The sequence below is a fragment of the Halomonas sp. KM007 genome (genome assembly GCF_050709225.1).
GTDB classification, from domain to species: Bacteria; Pseudomonadota; Gammaproteobacteria; order Pseudomonadales; family Halomonadaceae; genus Vreelandella; species Vreelandella hamiltonii.
The window spans coordinates 1541226-1561084 of sequence record NZ_CP136131.1; the positions used below are offsets into that span (position 1 = coordinate 1541226).

13 protein-coding genes are annotated in these 19859 nt (G+C 56.6%); 5 read left to right on the top strand and 8 right to left on the bottom strand.

Features of this window, described 5'->3' with window-relative positions:
- Nucleotides 1–626: 626 nt before the first annotated feature.
- Nucleotides 627–1058: a GNAT family N-acetyltransferase gene (locus tag RVM27_RS07180; protein ID WP_193461376.1), complete on the top strand. Its 432-nt coding sequence runs from the start codon at nucleotides 627–629 to the stop codon at nucleotides 1056–1058.
- Between the two features lie 95 nt (nucleotides 1059–1153).
- Here RVM27_RS07180 and RVM27_RS07185 read toward each other — a convergent pair whose 3' ends face one another.
- Nucleotides 1154–1333: a hypothetical protein gene (locus tag RVM27_RS07185; protein ID WP_193461377.1), complete on the bottom strand. Its 180-nt coding sequence runs from the start codon at nucleotides 1331–1333 to the stop codon at nucleotides 1154–1156.
- 14 nt (nucleotides 1334–1347) lie between these two features.
- Nucleotides 1348–1695, bottom strand: coding sequence for a hypothetical protein (locus tag RVM27_RS07190; protein ID WP_498939880.1), 348 nt, complete (start codon nucleotides 1693–1695; stop codon nucleotides 1348–1350).
- Between the two features lie 102 nt (nucleotides 1696–1797).
- Here RVM27_RS07190 and RVM27_RS07195 point away from each other — a divergent pair, with 102 nt between their 5' ends.
- From RVM27_RS07195 to RVM27_RS07210, 4 genes are all read left to right on the top strand, one after another.
- Nucleotides 1798–2832 (top strand): IS630 family transposase, encoded by a 1035-nt coding sequence (locus tag RVM27_RS07195; protein ID WP_498957652.1) that lies wholly within the window; start codon nucleotides 1798–1800, stop codon nucleotides 2830–2832.
- A 292-nt stretch (nucleotides 2833–3124) separates the two neighbouring features.
- Nucleotides 3125–6403, top strand: coding sequence for a site-specific DNA-methyltransferase (locus RVM27_RS07200; protein WP_498939879.1), 3279 nt, complete (start codon nucleotides 3125–3127; stop codon nucleotides 6401–6403).
- Between the two features lie 3 nt (nucleotides 6404–6406).
- On the top strand, nucleotides 6407–8371 hold the full coding sequence (locus RVM27_RS07205; RefSeq protein WP_498957653.1) for an RNA/DNA-binding domain-containing protein: 1965 nt from the start codon (nucleotides 6407–6409) through the stop codon (nucleotides 8369–8371).
- Complete coding sequence (locus tag RVM27_RS07210) at nucleotides 8368–11190, top strand: DEAD/DEAH box helicase (RefSeq protein WP_498957654.1); 2823 nt, start codon at nucleotides 8368–8370, stop codon at nucleotides 11188–11190. The genes RVM27_RS07205 and RVM27_RS07210 overlap by 4 nt, the downstream gene beginning before the upstream one ends.
- Here RVM27_RS07210 and RVM27_RS07215 read toward each other — a convergent pair.
- The 6 genes from RVM27_RS07215 to RVM27_RS07240 form a co-directional block, all read right to left on the bottom strand.
- Nucleotides 11165–12571: a site-specific integrase gene (locus RVM27_RS07215; RefSeq protein WP_498957655.1), complete on the bottom strand. Its 1407-nt coding sequence runs from the start codon at nucleotides 12569–12571 to the stop codon at nucleotides 11165–11167. The genes RVM27_RS07210 and RVM27_RS07215 overlap by 26 nt on opposite strands.
- Nucleotides 12572–12866: 295 nt before the next feature.
- Nucleotides 12867–14594: an ExeM/NucH family extracellular endonuclease gene (locus RVM27_RS07220; protein WP_498957656.1), complete on the bottom strand. Its 1728-nt coding sequence runs from the start codon at nucleotides 14592–14594 to the stop codon at nucleotides 12867–12869.
- A gap of 28 nt (nucleotides 14595–14622) precedes the next feature.
- On the bottom strand, nucleotides 14623–15402 hold the full coding sequence (locus tag RVM27_RS07225) for a TSUP family transporter (RefSeq protein ID WP_498957657.1): 780 nt from the start codon (nucleotides 15400–15402) through the stop codon (nucleotides 14623–14625).
- Between the two features lie 48 nt (nucleotides 15403–15450).
- A complete protein-coding gene (locus tag RVM27_RS07230; RefSeq protein WP_498957658.1) occupies nucleotides 15451–17718 on the bottom strand; it encodes an ATP-dependent DNA helicase in 2268 nt (755 codons plus the stop codon).
- Nucleotides 17715–19394 carry a PDDEXK family nuclease gene (locus tag RVM27_RS07235; RefSeq protein WP_498957659.1) on the bottom strand — a complete coding sequence of 560 codons (1680 nt, stop codon included), beginning with the start codon at nucleotides 19392–19394 and terminating at the stop codon, nucleotides 17715–17717. The genes RVM27_RS07230 and RVM27_RS07235 overlap by 4 nt, the downstream gene beginning before the upstream one ends.
- 32 nt (nucleotides 19395–19426) lie before the next feature.
- A complete protein-coding gene (locus RVM27_RS07240) occupies nucleotides 19427–19855 on the bottom strand; it encodes a hypothetical protein (RefSeq protein ID WP_016915857.1) in 429 nt (142 codons plus the stop codon).
- Nucleotides 19856–19859: the final 4 nt, after the last annotated feature.

Genomic DNA, 19859 nt, shown 5'->3' on the forward strand with positions numbered 1-19859 from the left:
CGTAGCCAAAAAGTACACCTTCCCTTAAAGGTGCATTAAGGGAAGGTGTACTTTTTCCAGGCACCAACAACACCAAAAAAAACCAAGCCACTGATTTATTTGAAAAAATACCAAACTAACGAGAAGCGCATCCCTCTTTCCCCAGCGGTAAGGAACAAGCAGTAGAGACCGCCGCTTTAGCGGCGGAGTGTCTGCTGCGCCAGTTCCGGCACCGCAGGGGAAAGAGGGGTGAGGCAAAGAGAAACCAAAGTTGTCAGCCAGCTTGGGGGTGGCCAAAAAAGTACACCTGCCCTTAGAACTCCATAAGGGCAGGTGTACTTTTCCGCAAACACTGCTAACCCTCTACCCACAGAACAGCACTGGCTTCACCTTCCCTGAGCAAGGAGTCGCTTGATACTCTCCACACACAACCAGGGTGGGTGGATGCAGGCAAGGCCAATAACCTGTAGATATCCCCATATCCATTCCTCAGTTGAGGAGGACGAACTGCTAGAACCAAGAGTATAGGGCTGCGTTGCTGGTACTAGATGCCTGGTACGCCTGGTTCATTTCTTTGATATTGCTGCTTGGTTCCACAGCTGGATAGGATATTTCATCCCCCCCCCTTTCTGGCTGAGGCCCTCAACATGACGACCCTTCTTGACCGCCGTGAGCTTTCAGACGTAGACGCCTTATGCACTCGCCTCGATAGTTTTTTGATGGCCCGGTTTGGCTATAAAACCTCATGCGCCTTCTGCTCCAGCCTCAACACCAACATCACCGCCAAGCGTAAAAAATTCGACCTTTACATCAGAGTTTTTGAACATGAGGATAAGTTTTGGGGAGGCAGAGCCCTGATCCTTGCCCGTATTGATTTCGATAAAACTCGACAAGGCCATGGCACCGCACTACTGAAACTGCTTGTCGATTTCGCCCAGAAGTATCGCTACGATGTCATTGGGATCGAGCAAGGCAAGACCTCATCGATCCAAGGGTTTGCAAATAGGCATGGTTTCCAAACGGTGGATGATGGGAGCAATTTTACCGCGAGCGTTTCAAACCTAGCGGCTGAGCTCTGAGGTCAGCCATTTTGTCATCGTTACAGTGACGACCTGTCACCTTGACGATGACAATACAATTTCCTCGCCAGGTGCTGCCGTTATATATGGCAGTGCTACTCAAATCCTCGCACCACCCAACGCAACACCCAGCCTAAACCAATGGCTAGCATCCCTAGAAAAAGCAATCCTTCGCTTCCAGCAAATAGGCCCATGAGGCCTATGACCAGACCAACGACTAACCACAACCGAATCCATCCTTTTTTTTCAACTAGGTCTTTTAACTGGTCAAGCATGCTCGTAGCTTCCCTTATTGGCACATCGTGTAAGTGCCGACGCGGTTACAGATGACCGGCCGGTTCTGGTTGATCTGATTGATCTGGTTCTGGAGAGCCTGGCGGTTCTGATCGACTTGGGCGTTGTGCATGTCGATTTGTTGTTTTCGTCCTGCTATGGACGAAGCCAGACTGTTACAGTGTCCCCTATGAACACGAGGCGTATCACGATAAACCGCATTAATGAGGGCATTCATGCGCCCCACATTGTAGCTATAGTCCGTAAACGCCCCATTGGCGTACCTTTCTCCTAATGCACTGATTTCGGGGGAAAGATGGCCTTGCTCAATACACCGCTGGAGCTTTACCCAGGATTCGGCCATAGGCCGATAGCTTGTTTCTGGTAGTTCAGGAGCCTGTCGCGGACTACTAGCACACCCTGTTATTAACCCGGCATCCAAATAGCTATGCTATAATGCTTAAGCATGAACAGAGAAGATGCTCGCACACTCCATCCCGCCGCTCAGGAAGAAAAGCGAAAACTTGCGGTTCGCCTTTCCAAGCGTGGGATGAAGAACAAAGAGATCGCCAAGGAGGTTGGCGTTCACCCTCACCGTCGGCGGTGGCTTACGAAATACCGTGAAGGCGGTCTAAAGGCCTTGCTCGCCCAGGTTCGTGGGCGAAGAGAGGGCTCTGGCCGCCAGCTCACCCCTGATGAAGAAAGTCGACTCCAGGCCATGTTGGTCGACAAGACACCTGACCAGTTGAAGCTTCAGTATGCCCTGTGGACACGCAAGGCCGTACAGGAGTTGATCAAGCTGGAAACCGGGAAGTGGGTGCCAATTCGCACCATTGGCGAATATCTGAAACGCTGGGGGTTCACTGTTCAGAAGCCCAAGAAGCAGGCCTATGAGCAGCGTCCAGCCGAAGTAAAGCGCTGGCTGGAGGAGGACTACCCAACCATTCATGCCCGAGCCAAGGCCGAAGATGCCGAGATTTACTGGGGCGATGAGACCGGGTTGCGTAGCGATAGCCAGCATGTGCGTGGCTACTCACCTCAAGGCGTCACCCCCATCCTCCGGCTCAATGCGAGAAGAGCGACGATCAATCTCATTTCCGCCGTCACTAACCAGGGCAAGGTACGGTTCCGGTTTTTCGACGGCACCATGAATGCGCAAATTCTGATCGACTTCATGAAGCGCTTGATTCGTGATGCCAAGCGGAAGGTCTTCCTGATCCTGGACAACCTCAAGGTCCATCACGCCAAGATCGTCAAGGCCTGGCTGGCGGAGCATCGGGATGAGATTGAAGTGTTCTACCTTCCACCCTACTCGCCGGAATTGAACCCCGATGAGTATCTGAACTGCGACCTCAAAGCCGGCGTGCATAGCGGTACTCCGGCGCGCAGCAGAGACCAGCTGAAGAGGAAGGCGATGTCTCACCTTCGGAAGCTTCAGAAGCTCCCGAGGCGAGTCGCGAAATACTTCAAAGCCCCGTCAATTCGATACGCCGCATCATAGCTATTTTATTGCCGGGTTAATAATACCACCATCCCCAACAGCACGATCCACCGTCCCATAGTATTCTCCTTAAGAGGGTGAGAAATCATATTCTCATAATCTAATTTAACCTAGAAAAATTTCGTAGCATTGGACTAATTGCCAGGTACAGGTTGGTGCTCATGACAGTCCCAAAACAGTGGGTTGGGTACCGAAGCCATCGTTGCATTGAGCCGTCGCCTTCTCATTTCCTGGTGGGTCAGGCACTATTTCGCCCTAATGACACCTTCAGATGTATGACAGGGATGCCCCCATGAGCCTGACCGATACCCAACTGCGTGAGTTAATTCTTTCAAGCGTTCCACAGGACGGCTCTACCGTAGGTAACGTCAAGTTACTGGGCTTGATTACTCATCAAGACAGCAGCATCGATAGAAGCGCCTTTGAGCGTGTACGCGACGCCCTGGTGGAGGAAGGCGCGCTGGGTAAAGGACGTGGTCGAGGGGGATCAGTTTTCTTGGTTCAATCATCAGAGGCTGCCAACAAAGAACCCGACCTCACCCTGCAAATGCAGGAGGTGCCTGCTGAACCGCCACTGGCATCAGCACCCACCAGGAAAGCTCCTACCAGCAAAGCCCGTCAGAAGAAGGCCGACCAAGCTCAGGTGCTTTCCTACCGCCACGATGAAAAGCGCAAGAACAACCCGCACGTGGGTATGGTGGATACCGCCAGCGATGGTGTGGAAGAACGAACCACTTGGGCGTATGACCCCCACTTAGACCCTGAGCTACAGTTTGACTCCTCCGCTAGCCGTGCCCAGGTAGAAACGCTGATTGATGATGCTTTAGCGTCTGGTGATCAAGAGCAGATGCGGGCAGCGTTAGAAGAGCTAAAGCGCTTGCAGTCGCCGTACCTTCAGTGGGCAGGCAAAGCTGAACGAACCAGTTTTGACGTGGATACGGTTTCTCTGCACGTGCACGAGCGGATCGACCCAGCGACTATTTTAGGTGAAGTTCAAAAGCGTATGAAAGCCAGCCAGAAAAGCGGCAGTGCCTTTCAGCCGGATATTTTCCATGCGCCGTTTGAAAACCTGCCCCTGCGTGAAGCTATCGACTTCTATAAGCATGAACGTGACTGGGCCAACCGCCTAATCGCGGGTGACTCCCTACTGGTCATGAACTCCATGCTGCAGAAAGAAGGCATGGCGGGGCAGGTTCAGATGATCTACATCGACCCACCCTATGGCATCAAATACGGCTCCAACTTTCAGCCGTTCACCCACAAGCGGGATGTGAAGGATCGTAAGGATGAGGACCTGACCCAAGAGCCGGAGATGATCAAAGCGTTCCGGGATACCTGGGAGCTGGGCATTCACTCCTACCTCACCTACCTGCGTGATCGGTTGTTATTGGCTAGGGAGCTGCTGAGTGACAGTGGTTCAGTGTTTGTGCAGATCTCAGATGAGAATATCCACAGAGTTAGAAGCTTATTAGATGAAGTTTTCGGAGACGACAATTTCGTATCTTTAATTCATTACCAGACTGCCGGATCTTTCACTAGCGATACGCTTAGCCGAGCTGGTGACTTCGTTATTTGGTATGGAAAAAGTAGAAAATCTTTGAAATATCGTCCTCTTTTCAATCGAAAAGCCACGCAAGAAGATGATCCATCCTCGAAATACGATCAGGCTGAGAGTTTTTTTGGGAAGAGAACACCACAATCCAAGGCATTGCCTACAGAGATAAATAAGGTATTCAGGTTTGATACGATTGTGTCATCTGGTTTCCGTGAAAAAACAACGAAACCAATAATATACAAAGGATCTTTTTTTCACCCAGGGCAAAGCAATAACTGGAAGGCATCGGTTCCGAATGGAATGAATCGGCTTATTAAAGCCTCAAGGACAGGACAAACGTCAAATGGAAGCTTGAGCTACGTTCGTTATTTTGATGATTTCCCATTGGTACGCCTCACTTCTATGTGGACAGATATTGGAGGAGGCGTACAAAGCCGCTCAGATCCAAAAGTTTACGTTGTTCAAACTGGGGCGGCTATTATCGAGCGCTGCCTTTTAATGACGACCGACCCAGGGGATCTTGTTCTCGACCCCACATGCGGCTCTGGCACCACCGCCTATGTGGCCGAGAAATGGGGCAGGCGTTGGGTTACCTGTGACACCTCCCGTGTGGCTGTAACCCTAGCCAAGCAGCGCCTGATGACCGCCAGCTACGACTACTTTGAACTCAAGTATCCGCAGGAAGGGTTGAGCGGTGGTTTTATCTACAAGACCGTGCCGCATATCACCCTCAAATCGATTGCCAATAACCCTGAGATCGATCAGATCTATGAGCAGCACCACCCGACCATTGAGCAAGCCTTGGCCGAGTTGAACAGCAAACTCAAAGGTGAGCCGCTGACTTATAAGGTTTCTGAGGGTGGCCGCAAGGGTGATAAGGTTGATTTCTCTGCATCCGACAGCAAAACCGTGACGTTACCTTCTGGGGAAACGGTACTGGTTAACGCACTGCTGGAATGGGAAGTGCCTTTCGACTTTCCTACCGACTGGCCAGCTAAAGCAGAAGCTAGCTTTGATGCTTTCCACACGGCACGCCAAGCCATGCAGCGAAAAATGGATGAAAGTATCGCCAACCACGCTGGCCAGGAAACCCTCTACGATCAACCCGAAGCCAGCAAAGATAAGCTGCGCATTACCGGCCCCTTCACCGTCGAAGCCGTGCCTTTTGCTACCGTGCTTGGTTTAGATGAGGCGGAACAACCCAAAGAGGCCGATGTAGCTGTTGCCCGTTCTGGTGCGACCTCACGCCATGCCCAGTGGCGGGATGAGCTGTTAAAGGCGGGTATACGCGGTAAAGGCGGCCAATTACTCAAGCTGATGGATTTGGAAACCCTGCCAGATGCCAAATACTTGCATGCGGTAGGCACTGTGGCCGATACCGGTGAGCGAGTTGCCGTTAGCTTTGGGCCTGAATATGCCGCACTGGAGCAGCGTCAGGTAGAGATCGCCAAGAATGAAGCGGGTGACCTTTTCCCTACTCCTAAGCTGCTGGTGTTCTGTGCTTTCACCTTCGACCCTGAGGCCGCTAAAGATATCGACAGTATCCGAGGCATTCAGGCCTTGCGGGTACAGATGAACACTGACTTGCTGACCGAAGATTTGAAGAAAAATAGCCGCAGCAACCAGTCTTTCTGGCTCATGGGTCAACCGGATGTAGAAGTTCATCAGCTAGAAGGTGGCAAGTTACAGGTAGAAGTACATGGCTTCGATTACTTTGATACCAAAACCGGTGAGCTGAAGTCCGGTGGCAAGCGTGACATTGCAGTTTGGGAGCTGGATACCGACTACGACGACCGCTCGCTTTACCCTCGCCAAGTCTTCTTCCCCATGGCCGGCAAGAAAGACGGCTGGTACAAGCTGAAGAAAGACATTCGTGCTGAGCTCAATGAGTCGCTGCTCGACCAGTACCACGGCACGAAATCGCTGCCTTTTGAGCCAGGCGATAACCAGTGTATTGCGGTGAAGATTGTTGATAACCGAGGCATTGAATCGCTCAAAGTCGTTCGGTTGGACTGAGCCATGACCCAGCAACTTAGCTTATTCGAGGTATTGTCTCGCCATGAAGGGGTCGATACCGAGTACAAAGCAGCCAAAGGCGGCCTGCCCAAGAGCCTATGGGAAACCTATAGCGCTTTTGCTAACACCGCAGGCGGCACAATCTACCTCGGCGTCAAGGAAGGTGATGATGGCCCTGTTACCGCTCGGCTGAGCGAAACGGACGTAGAGAAGTTACGGGGCGACTTCTGGGTGACGATTAACAATGCCCAGAAAGTCAGTGCCAATATTCTTCAGGAGCATCACGTCAATGTCGAAACGTACGGCGGTGATGCCATTCTGGTGATTGAAGTCCCACGTGCATCCAGAAGCGAACGCCCCGTTTATATTGGGGTAGATCCCATCAAAGGAACCTTTCGGCGTAACCACGAAGGTGATTTCCGCTGCAACGATGCGGAAGTGCAGCGAATGTTTGCGGATCGTCTCGACCATGAGCCTGCGGATAGTCGTATTCTGGCTCACTTCGATTTAGACGACCTGGATGCTGCCTCACTTAAGCAATTCCGAAATCGTGTGGCTTCACGAGTACCTGACCACCCTTGGCTCACTGAAGATGATATTGGCCTGCTCACTAAGTTAGGTGGTTGGCGTAAGGATCGTCGTACAGGTAGTACTGGCTTAACGGTAGCTGGGCTGTTGATGTTCGGCAAAACAGAAGCCATTCAAGACAACGAGGTACTCCCCGGCTTTCAGCTCGACTTTCGTGAGCGGTTAGCAGACGACGACAACATTCGCTGGAGTGACCGGTTGCATATCGATGGCACCTGGGAAGCTAATCTTTTTCAGTTTTATCAGCGCGTCTCACAAAAGCTGACCCATGATCCGGCGCTGAAAGTGCCTTTCAATCAAGAACGACGTGGGTCTAGTGATGCCCATGAAGCTCTGAAAGAAGCCTTGGTGAATGCGTTGATTCATGCTGATCACTCTGGCCAGGGTGGCATCATCATTGAGCGCTTCAAGGATGCGTTTGAGTTTTCGAACCCTGGTACGTTGCTGCTCTCGCAAGAACAGTTGGTCGCCGGAGGTGTGAGCGAGTGCCGAAACAAGTCGCTACAGAAGATGTTCCAATGGCTAGGCGTAGGCGATAAAGCTGGTTCAGGATTGGATAAAATTCGCCGTAGCTGGCACGCCAATCTTTGGCAGCCACCTAGCTTGAGCGAGACGTTTCGTCCGGATCGCGTCAAGCTATCACTCCCGCTCATAAGCATGATGCCTGAAGATGTGCTCGATCGGCTTCACCAGTTGTTTGGCCCTGAGTTCAAGGCTCTTTCTCGTGATGAAGCTCAAGCCATCGTCATCGCTTCTACAGAAAACCAGGTCACCAACCAGCGCCTACAGGCAATGCTGACCCTGCATCGTGTCGACATTACAGGAATGTTGGCTGGGCTCGTTGATAAGGGTTTTTTAGAGCCTCACGGCCGCAGCCGTGGCATGTACTACACCTTGGCAGAACCCAACCACACCCACTCCGCAGGCATTGGCGCCGTTACTGCTGCGAACGACGATTCCAGCAGCTCCCTAGCATCCGAGCCTAGCTCCCTAGAATTCGAAGCCAGCTCCCTAGCATCTGAATCTAGCTCCCTATTATCCGGGGATAGCTCCCTAGCCTCTGGTAACGATGATCAGCCGTTGGCTGAGCTGGAGAGACAGTTCGGTAGGGATATCGCTGGCTACCTTTGGCAGGTTGCAAGCCCCGCCCGGGGTAGAAAGCCACCAACCGCGACGGTGAAACACATATTGCTAACCCTTTGCCAAGGCCGCTACCTCAGCGTATACGAACTTGCTACGTTGATGCAGCGTAACAGTGAAAGTTTACGCCACAGCTATCTGAAGCCTATGGTGCTCAATCGACAGCTAGCGCTGCGGTATCCCGACACGCCTAACCATAGCCAGCAAAAATATATCGCGGTAGAAGGAATCACCGAATGAGCCAACCAACGCTGATCATCAACTCGCCTTATGATGTCCCAACGGCTTACTGGGAGCGAGATGGTAAGAAGCTGAATTTACAACAAGGTCGTCGTCCTGCCGCTTACGATATTTTTGATACTCGCAGCAATACAACGCGTTCAGAACCCCTGGAACAGGTAAACCGCATTCGAGAACGTGTTGATGAGTGGCGAGAAGCGGGCTACCCGGGGGTCACCTCGGTAACTCGACAACTGTTAGAGCATTGGCATGAGCGTGGTGAATGGGATGAGGATGGCTGCCGATGGGAAGGTGGCCCACGCCAGTACCCCTTCTATTTTTGCCAACTTGAAGCTATCGAAACACTGATTTGGTGGTTAGAGGCTCAAGAACAGTATCGCCAAGGTATTTACCTGCATGGTGATGGCGGGCCTTGGGAACGCATCTGTAACAAGATGGCCACGGGGTCGGGTAAGACATCTGTCATGTCGTTGATCATTACTTGGCAGACGCTTAACGCCATTCAGTACCCTAAAGACCGGCGCTACTCCAAGGCTGTGTTTATTGTTGCCCCTGGGCTCACAGTGAAGAGCCGCTTGCAGGTGTTACAACCAGGGCACCTGCAAAACGTGTACGATGAGTTCAACCTTTGCCCAAACGAAGCCATGCGGCAGCAGCTGAACCAGGTACAACTGGTTATCGAAAACTGGCATGCCTTGATGCCATTAAAAGAGCAGGACCGTTCTGTGGTGCGTAAAGGCAAAGAGAGTGACGAAGCCTTTACCCGCAGAGTACTTGGTAAGCTAGCGAATGAGCGGGATCTAATCGTCATCAACGACGAGGCCCACCACGCTTACCGAAAGCCAGCCGAAGCTAAAATCAGCAAGAAGCAAGCGGAGGAAATGGGTATAGACTTGGATGAGGCCACTCGCTGGATAGAGGGACTGGATCGAATTCATAAAACACGACGTATCCGCCGCTGTTTTGACCTCTCTGCGACACCTTTTGCTCCTACTGGGAAGAGCAATACGGAATCAGGTCTCTTCGAGTGGATCATCTCGGACTTTGGCCTAAACGATGCTATTGAGGCGGGGCTGGTGAAAACACCTCGTGTCGTCGTTCGTGATGATGCACTGCCTAACGCCAAGACCTATGCCAGTAAGCTCTATCATCTCTACCGTGAAGGGGAGGTGAAAGAAGACCTTAATCGCAAGGCCGAAGCCACTGCCCCCTTGCCTGATTTGGTTCAAAAAGCTTATGCACTGCTTTCTTATGATTGGCAAGAGACCAAGCAGCAATGGCAAACCGCTGGGCATACTATTCCCCCCGTCATGCTGACCGTATGTAACCGTACCGAGACAGCAGCTCGCATCGAACGCTTCTTCAATAGCGGTGATTGCTTGATCTCAGGAACCCAAGCACCTGAGGCCACGCTTCGGGTAGATTCCAAGGTGCTGGAAAAGGCGGAGAAAGGCGAAAGCATCACAAAAGATAAACAGTACGCAGAACGCCTGAAAGCGGTGATCAAGGCATCGGGCTTGCCCGAGGATAAACAAGCAGACCTGTTGGCGATGAAGCAGGAGGAACAACTGCGTGCACTTGTGGATACGGTGGGCAAGCGAGGCAAACCAGGCCAACAGCTCCAGAATGTCATTTCTGTGGCGATGCTCTCAGAAGGTTGGGATGCCGCCAACGTGACTCATATTATGGGCCTGCGGGCCTTCACAAGTCAGTTGTTATGCGAGCAAGTCATTGGGCGCGGCCTGCGTCGTGTGTCTCATGATATGACGGCTGAGAAAAGATTTGTTCCTGAGTACGTCAACGTCTTTGGTGTTCCGCTCTCTATCTTCCAGGATGATAGCGGTGGCGGTGAACCACCCCCTCCACCCAAGCCCAGTGTTCGTGTAGAGGTCGAAACAGGACGCAATCATCTAGAACTGCGTTGGCCCAATGTGGAACGTATCGATAACGTTCTGAAACCCGAGTTAGTCATCAACTGGGAGGAAGTGCCCTCTCTTAAGCTTGACCCGGGGCAAACACCGCTGAACGCAGATATCGCTCCCTCCTTAACAGGGTCTCCGAACCTGGAGATGGTGACAGAGATTGCCTTGGAAAAAGCGGTTCAAGACTTCCGACTACAGAATTTGATTTTTAGGGCTGCGAAGAAGCTCTACCAGCAGAATGCAGAATCATTTGGTGGCGACAAGCAGTACCTCGCCGTGCAGCTTATTCGGATTGTTGAGCAATTTTTGAACAGTGACAAAATCGATATTCCTAGCCTATGGCACCAGGATCCTATCAGGCGACGCCTGCTCTTTGCCCTCAACATGGATACAGTCGTCGGCCATGTTGGCCACTATGTCACTGAGCAAAATGTTGAAAAACAAGAGCTGATTTACGACGAACATCAGCCTATTGGTTCAACTGCCTATATGCGCCCTTGGCTAACCACAAAGCCTTGTTCGCCCACGCAGCGCTCCCAAATTAGCCATGTGGTATACGACAGTACGTGGGAAAAAATGGTGGCGGATATCTGTGAAAAACATCCAGATATTACTGCCTGGGCTAAAAATGATCACCTCGACTTCAAGCTTCGCTACCTATGGCGTGGATCATCTCGAAATTTCGTGCCTGACTATTTGATACGCTTCAGCAACGGCAAGACTCTGGTGCTTGAGGTCAAAGGTCAGGACAGCTCGCAAAACGCTGCGAAGCGAGCTGCCATGAATAACTGGATAACCGCCGTCAACACTCAAGGAGGCTTTGGCCACTGGGCATTCAGCACTGTTTATGATCCATCGAAAACCCGCGATGTTATCGAGCAAGCGTTGTCTGGTTAGTAGCACTTGGCCGCTCACGGGGTAGCCTATGCGTCAGGTGTTCCTGTGAGTTGGCCAGAGAGGCAGCAAATGCTTCCACAATGTCGCGGGTATGGTCGGGCCTCAGGTGGGCATAGTGCTGAATCGTCGTCTGGATATCACTGTGAGCCATCAACTTAGAGACCGCTAGCAGGTCGGCTCCAGCCATGACCAACTGCGATGCAAAATTATGGCGTAGGGTATAGAGCACTAAGTCGTCAGGTAACTTGGCGAACGCTCTGACCTTCGCCCATGGCTTTTGCATCGCGGTTCTATCAAAACGCTTTCCTGTTAAGGGGTTAGGAAATACCAGTCCTGTTTTAGGCTTTCCTTGCTGATTGTGCCAAGTCGTCAACACCTCAACGACTGAGCTCGATAGTGGGAAAGTTTGTGGTTCAGGGTGGTGGTGTGCTGTCTTCTCGATGGTCTTTCGGACAGTTTTGAAGGGTAAATTGACGTGCTCCCAGCAGAGCCCAGCTATGTCCCCTGGACGAAAGCCTGTGTAGTACATGAATAGAATCCACGGCTTCACGTGATCGACGTATGCCAGCTGATCCAGGTCTGGAAGAAAGGCCTTACCGTGCGCTCGACTATTACGTCGCTGCTTCCGCCTTTCCTCTTGATACAGCTCCAAGCCTAGAAAAAGTGCCTGTACTTCTTCTGGCTCAAGGTACCGCCGCTCATTACCCACCGATGCTAGCTCCTCTTCTGTCATAGCCGGTTTCTGGAGCTTGATACCCTTGAGTGGATTGGTAGAGATGACTTTTCGCTCAGCGGCATGAGCGAGCAAGGTGTGTAACGCCCCGAAGTCACGCTTCATAGTAGAGAAGGCGCGTGGCTTGTTAGCTGCTTTGCTATTGGGCCTAGAAGGTTTCATGGCCTCTTGTGCTGCCTGCCAACGCTCAACATCCGCACGTGTAATACTAGCCATAGGCCTATCAAGCCAGTCCGCAAAGGCTTTATGAAGCCTGCTCAAGGTAGCTTGGCCACCCTTCTTTCGGCTTTGATAAGCTTTGTAGGGGCCATCCAAATAAGAACGAATCGTTTGCTGTGCTTGAAGTTGGTGATCGAATTTAGCCTGCTCAGCAACGGCACGGGGATCTTTACCCTGAGCAATGTCAGCCAATGCCTCCTTTGCCAACTGGCGGGCTTCTTCCGCGGTAATCTCACCATAGCGGCCAAGCGTCAGCACACGACGTTGACCGAGCGTGTTGTAGTAAGACAGTCGACAGGCAAGACCACGCTTACCTGAGCGGATGTGGTAACCACCTAAGGCTGTGTCCCACACCTCGAGGCCATCAGGCAACGTTTTGGTCAAGCGATCCAATGTACGGGTCGTCAGGCTAGCGGTTGTTTTAGCCATTAAGGTCACCTTTTTCTAGGTTCCAAATAGGTTCCAGAGGTTGGAAATTACCCATATGGCTCAGCAAAAAGATGACAAGGCAAAACAGGAGTAACTCTTTGAAATAAATGAACTAACCTCGCAATCCAAAGAGATAGCTTATTACCCAATCAACTCCCTAAATCCCCTTCGGGAGGCAGAGGTCGTAGGTTCGAATCCTGCTATTCCGACCAAGAATTCAACGAAAACGGCCACTTAGCTCTTAGAGCAAGTGGCCGTTTTTGTTTTTGCGCCCCTCATCAGCGCCCGCCACGTTTCATGGCCATACCAGGTCCACCGCGATGGGGTCATGGTCTGACGAGCGAAACGGGCTGGGCGGGGTGTCGTCCGGCTGTTGGTCGTAGCTCAAAAAGCGCGGCTCGTCGGCGTTGATGGGCCAGGTATGCACCTGCTGCACGGCCTCGGCCAGTCCAGCGCGGGCCAGGGCATGGTCGAGATACCCGGACTCACCACGAAACACGTAGGTGTAACGGCGCTCGGCGGGGAGATGACGCGCGATCAGGTCGGTCATGCCTGCATGTACCAAAGTGCGGATCGGGTCTTCGGCACCATAGGCATTGAGGTCCCCCAGTAGCAGCAAACGCTCATGGCCCGCTTCCTCGCGCAAGGTGTCCAGAAAACGCTGGGTGGCCTGCGCCTGGGCAACACGCCGCTCGTTCCAGCAGCCTTGGCCACGGTCGATATCCCCCTGCGCAGGGCAGCCGGATTTGGCCTTGAAGTGCGCGGTCACCACCCCTACCTCTGGCCCTCCTCGCACACTGCGGAAGAAGCCGGCCAGCGGCGGTCGGTCGTGGGCATCGTCACGGTCGATATGCAGGGCTCCCAGGGCCTCCACACGGTCCGGCCGATAGAGCAACGCCACCCGAATGGCGTCCGTGCCATGGCGCTCGGGCTCGCCCACCGGCTGGTAGCGAATCCCCGTGCGCTGGTGCAACTGCTCGACCAGATCGGTCAACGCGTCGGGGCGGTTCTCTATTTCGATCAGCGCCAGAATATCCGCCTCCAGCCCCGCGATGGCCGCTGCCAGCTTGCCGCGCTGACGCTCCAGCGCGGGCGCATTGGCGGCGCCACGCTCCCCCAGGGTGATGAAGTAGTTCTCGACGTTGAAGGTAGCCACCCGCAGGGCATCACCCGGTGCTTCCAGCGGGCCGGGGCGGGGGTTGCTGTCGGTGAACGTGACCGCTTGCGTGGGGTGCAGACGGTAGTCGCCAAAGGCGTGGGTGAGCACCCCGGTCAGCCCGTCAAGGGTGCTGCCTACGCGGCGCGTCCCCTGCTCGTTCAGATAGGGCACGGGGTCGGGGTTCGTGCGGTAGCTGCCATCGTCCAGCAGCAGTGGCACAGGCGAAGGAGCTGCCTGAGCGGCACTATGGGTCGGCCGAAAGCGTCGCTCGCTGGCCAGCGCCAGCGTGCCGTAACGGCCCAGATCATGGTTATCGGTGACCGTCAGCGGCTCAGGGAAAGTGACCAATAGCGCCTCCATGGCGTCCAGCGAGGCCGCGTCCTGGGGCCAGGATAACGCAATGGGTTCGGGCAGCTCGCCTGCGCTGTCACAGGTCACCAGCCGAGTGACGCGCTGCAGCTGAGGGGTGCCGCGAAAGCTTCCTGTACGCGCCTGTAGCTGAAGATGCTGGCCCGCCACTACCTGCGCGGCCTTGTGCTCGGCCAGCTCCGGCGCATACACGAATATGCCTACTGGGCCCTGCTCGGTGGTTTGCTGCAGGTAGAACCCGCTGAGGCGCTCGCGTCCCAGAAACTCCCCGGTCACGACGCCATCGATGGTCACGCGCTGGCCTTCGGCGAGGGCGGACTGCTCGCCAATGCCTTTGATGTGCGCCAGGTCCGTGGAGGACTCCGCAGGGCAGCTGGCCATGGCAGGCAGCGCCAGCGGCAGCACGAGCCAAACGAAGCCTTGGGTCGCTCGCCGAAGGGACCTGTGCAGCCGACCTGCACGTTGCAGGCTGGCCAGCGCGTCGATGAATGTCATGCGACCACCGCTCCTCTTGAAAGGTTATTCAGCCTGGCATGCTCAGCAAGCCCACCACGCTGACCAGAATCAGCACCGCCCCCAGCACCCGAAAGAACAGCCCAGTATCGGCATGGAGCAGGTAACGGTGCGCCTTTTCGCCCAGCAGGTGGCCAATGAAAGCGCACGGCAACAGCCATAGCTGATGTACCAGCTGCAGGTCGACCCCCGCCACCACGAACGACACCATCTTGATGACCACGAGGATGAACCACAGCACGAACATGGTATCGCGCAGCTGCTCCTTGGCCACATGGGCAGCAAACACCGCCACGATCAGCGGCGCGCCAATCAGCGAGGTGCCGCTGACATAGCCGCCCAGCCCCAGCAGCAGGTAATCCACATAGCGGTGCTTGCTTTGGAACGGCTTGTTCAAGACATAGCCAATGGCGTAGATGATCACGATGCCAAAGATGATGCTGGTCATGACATGGTTGGGCAGGGTCAGCAGGCCCACCACCCCGACCAGCTTGGGGATGATCATGATCTTCAGCGCCTTGACCAGATACCCCCAATCGATATTGCTTTGCACCGCCGCCCCATGACCCGCCCGCCGCACCTGCCGGTGCCCGTTCCAGGCAATCCAGCTGGAGAAGATCAGCAGATGAATGGCAATGATGGGCAGAAAGACCAGCGGCTCGTTGCTGACCAGCAGCAAGAACGGCAGCGCCAGCACGGCGCCACCAAAGCCCAAACTGGTGCGCACGAAGCCACTCCAGGCAAAGATCAGCCCAATGAGTACGTACTGGTACCAGAGTAGATCGGCCATGGTGCAATGCGGTCCTTGTGGTTATGGGTTAGGGGACGTGACTCAGCGTCAAGGGGTATCCAGCTGCCACCAGCGTGGCAGCAGCGCCCGTATACGCGCCTGGGAAAAGCGGTCATCCATTAATACCACAACCCCACGGTCCTCGGGGCCACGGATCACCCGGCCCGCCGCCTGTACGACCTTGACCATGCCCGGCACACGGTAGGTATAGTCGTCTCCGCGCCCAAAGCGCGCCTGTAGCCGAGCCTTCAGCGCTTCGTTGAAGTCGTTGAAGGGCGGCAAGCCCAGCGTGGCCACAAAGGCACCGATCAACCGCTCGCCGGGCAGGTCGATCCCCTCCGCGAAAGCACCCCCAAGCACTGCAAAACCGATGCCGCAGCCGCCGGGCGTAAAACGTGCCAGAAAAGCGTCGCGCTCGGCCTCCTGCATGCTGCGCGTCTGGGCAAACACGGGAATGTCCGGGTGGGCCTGGGCAAACGCAGCCAGCACCTGTTCCAGGTAGGCAAAGCTGCTGAAGAACGCCAGGTAATGGCCCGGGTGGCGCTGGTACTGCGCCGCCAGGGTAGCCACGATGGGCGCCACCGAGGCCCCGCGGTGATGGTAACGGGTGGAGATATCCGTGCGCAGCTGCACTTCCAGCTGCTGCGCCACGAAGGGAGACGCCACCTCGCGCCACACGCTGTGCTCCGGCAGCCCCAGCAGGTCACCATAGTAGTGAAAGGGCGACAGCGTGGCGGAGAACAGCACCGCGCAGTGGGCACGCTTGAAGCGCGGGCCAAGAAAATCCGCCGGGATCACGTTACGCAGGCCGAGGACGGCACTGCCCTTCCCCGCGACGTCCAGGTCGCACAGCGAATGATCGCCAAACTGCTCTGCCAGGCGACAGAACGCCAGCGCCTCGAACAGCAGTTCCTGAAGCGCCTGGCTCGCCCCGTCAGGATGCTCCACCAGATAATCCGTGATCGCCCCGGCCAAGGTATGCAGTGCACCCAACAATTTGCTGGGTAGCGCATCCAGCAGGTGATAACGACGCTCCGGCGCCGGGTCTGCCACCGCCTTGTTGAGGGCCTGCCACTGCCTGCCAACGCGCGCCAAGGGCTTGGCCAGCGCCGGTGGGGAGTGGCGCCGCAGGTAGCTCAGACGCTGCTGGGAGAGCGCGGCGCTGTACATGCCACGGGCACGCTCGACCAGGTTGTGGGCTTCATCCACCAGCAGGCCCACCCGCCAGTCGTTGGCCTGGGCCAGCCCATGCAAAAGCGCGTGGCTATCGAACCAGTGATTGACATCCCCCACGGCCACATCGGCCCAGCGGGCCAGCTCCTGGCCCAGATAGTAAGAGCACACCTGATGCGCCAGCGCCACCTCGCGCAGAGCCTCGCGGTCTAGCCAGCCATGTTCCACCGCCGCCTGACGGGCCGCGGGCAGGCGATCGTAAAAGCCTTTTGCCAGCGGGCAGGCATCGCCCTGGCACGCCGTACCGGGGTGCTCGCAGGCCTTGTCACGCGCCACCAGCTCCAGCACCCGCAGCGGCTGCGCGGGGGCCTGCAGGCTGGTGAGGGCATCCAGCGCCAGGCGGCGGCCGGGGGTTTTCATGGTCAGAAAGGCGATGCGGTCGAGCCGCTGGCGGGGCATCGCGGAGAGCATGGGAAACAGCGTGCCCAGGGTCTTGCCGATACCGGTAGGCGCCTGGGCCAGCAGGCAGCGGCCGGTGCTGGCCGCCTTGAAGACATCCTCGGCCAGTGCCCGCTGGCCGGGGCGGAAATCCGCATGGGGAAAGCTCAGCGTGGCGAGCCATGCATCGCGGCGCTCGCGGTGGGCCGCCTCCTGGTCGGCCCAGGTAAGGAAGCGCTGGCACTGGTGGGCAAAAAACGTTTCCAGCTCATCGGCGCGGGCTTCGCAGGTCAGCCGGGTTTCCTGACCGCTGGCAATCTCCAGGTACACCAGCGCCAGCGTGATATGCGCAAGGCCCCGTTCGGCACAGAGCAGCGCGCCGTACACTTTCACCTGCGCCCAGTGCAGCGCCCTTTGGTTATCCGCCATGCGCGCCAGGCTACCGCGATGGGTCTTGACCTCTTCGACACAGTTGCCCGCCACATCGAAACCATCGGCGCGGCCAGATACGCGCAGCCCCTGATACTCAGCGGAGAGCGGCAGTTCGGCAAGATAACCGGGGATCTTTTCCCGCCGCCTGGCCACCAGAGCGTGCCCCTCGATGCCCTCCTGAGCACTGGGTGCGGGCGTAAAGCGGTGGTCCAGGTCACCCTGGCGGGCGGTGAAGTCACACAGGGTACGCACCGCCACGCGATAGCGGCTCATGGGTGGGGCTGCCAGCGCACGTGGCAAACCTCGACGGGCATCTCCTGGCGGCAGAAGAAGTCGATCCAGCGGCGCTGGTTATCCTGCAGGCGGTCCCCCGGCCCTTTGACCTCGATCATCCGATAGCGCGGCTCGCCATCTGCTGCTTCCGGCATCAGCTGAATGAGGTCCGGCAGGCCTGCGCGATTGTGCTTGAGATCCCCCAGCAGGCGGGTAAAACAGCCGCGCAGGTGCGCGGCGGGCAGGCAGTCAAGCGCCATGGTGACCAGCGGTTCGCTCAGCACTCCCCAATGCACGAAGGGGGAAGCAAGCCCCTGCTTGTCCTGCCAGGTGGCCAGAATCGTCGCGCGGTAGCGGCCATCCTCCAGCTGCGCCAGGCAGGCGTCGATCTCTGCCTGGCGCTGGCCCACGAAGTCTTCGCGGTAGAGGTCCGCAGGCCCGCTGTGGAACGGGTGAAAGAACGCTCCCGGCAGCGGCTTGAAAATGACTGGCCAGAGCAGCAGGCCGAAGAGCCCCGTGATCAGGCAGTTTTCCACATAGAAGACCGGCGCACTGGCGGTGGATAAGTGCTCGGCAACGGCGCGCTCCACCGGCTGCGGCCCGGGCAGCTCCAGCACGTAAGTGGGGGCATCGACGGCTTTCGCAGCCGATGGGGCGGGCAAATTCAACTTGCGCGTCAGGCGCGGCAGCAGGCGTCCCAGCGCCTGGGCTTCGCTCTCGCCTGCCTGATCGAGCGACGCCTGGGCAAGCGCGTAAGCCTCCTGATAGCGGCCCAGGCGCTCCAGCACTCGCAGTCGACGAATGCGCGCTTCGCTGTTGCTGGACTCGGCATACAGCGCCAGGGCCAGGGCCGCCTCACCGCTGCGCTCTGCCGTGTGCCCCAGGGTCAGCAGCAGCCGCGAGCGGCGGGCGTCCAGCCAGCGGTTGCCGAAGGCAGCGGGCACGTCCGTGGCGAGCACTCCCGGCGCCTCGCCGCTCTCCAGGCGCTCGCGCAGGCGGTGCAGCGTGAGATAGGTATCGACCTCTTCGCGGCGCTGAAATGCACGCGAATCCGAAGAGAGCGGAAGCTGTTCGAAACGCTGCAAGCCAAGCTCGGTGAGCACGAATTCGGCCCAGTCCTGGCGCAGGTTGCCAAAGAACATCAGCCGCAGGCGGTCGCATAGCGCCATGATGTCGAGGCGCACGATGTTCGTGGTGGCCTCTGGCCACCACTGCTGCAGCGGGCGCGCCTCGGTAAGCCTTGGTGTCAGTGCCGCCTGAAGTTCGCGTTTGGTCGCCCTGGGGGCGATGCCCAGCTCAAGGATCATCGGTTGCAGGGCGTCGCGCAGCTCGCTGAGGCGCAGCAGCCGAAATAGCGCCTCGATGCTCAACGGCGGTGTCTCGTCGACCCACCCTTGGGCCAGTAGCGGGGCCAGTGCCTGCTGGGTGTCGCCAATCTCGGGATAGCTGAGCTTATCGATGCGGAACAGCTCGCCTTTGCGCATCACCATGCGTACCAGCAGCGCTTGAGCAGCCCGCGGCAGCCGTGACCATTGCTGGAGGGCGTGATGCTCCTCGGCACTCAGCAAATCGCCGTGACGCGACTGCACCCAATCGACCACGAAGCGGAAATTCGCCAGGTAGTAAAAAGGGTCATCGAGGGAGGCGGTGGCCGAAACGGCATGAGCACTGTTCATGCATCCATTGTAACAGCGCTGGATGGCGTGGGTTAACCCACTCGGTGTTGATAAAGCGCGTCTAGCGCGTCGTCCACGAAGGGATCTTCCAAGGAAGCATCATCCTCGGAAGGGGCGGCAGACTCGCTACCGGCTTGGGCATCACGGGGCTGACCCGCGAGAGGTGCGGTGCTGGTAACGTTCGAGGAGGGCGGCTTGCGACCGCCCACTAGCACGTACCACTCCGCTTCGCTGAGGTAGTGCTGGCACCAGCGGCTCAAGCCGTCGGCAACGGCTTCGCGACTGCGCTCGCCACCGCGAAACGAGGTCGCCAGATAAAGCAGGTCCTGGCGAGCGGTGCGCGCACGGGCGTTGCCGCCATGCACTTTGGAGAGCGGGCAGCGTCGGTCATAGGCCGCGTTGGTGAGGGCATTCAGCCAACGCTCCACTTCATGTGCCTGTATTCCGCCGTAGACTGCCACGACA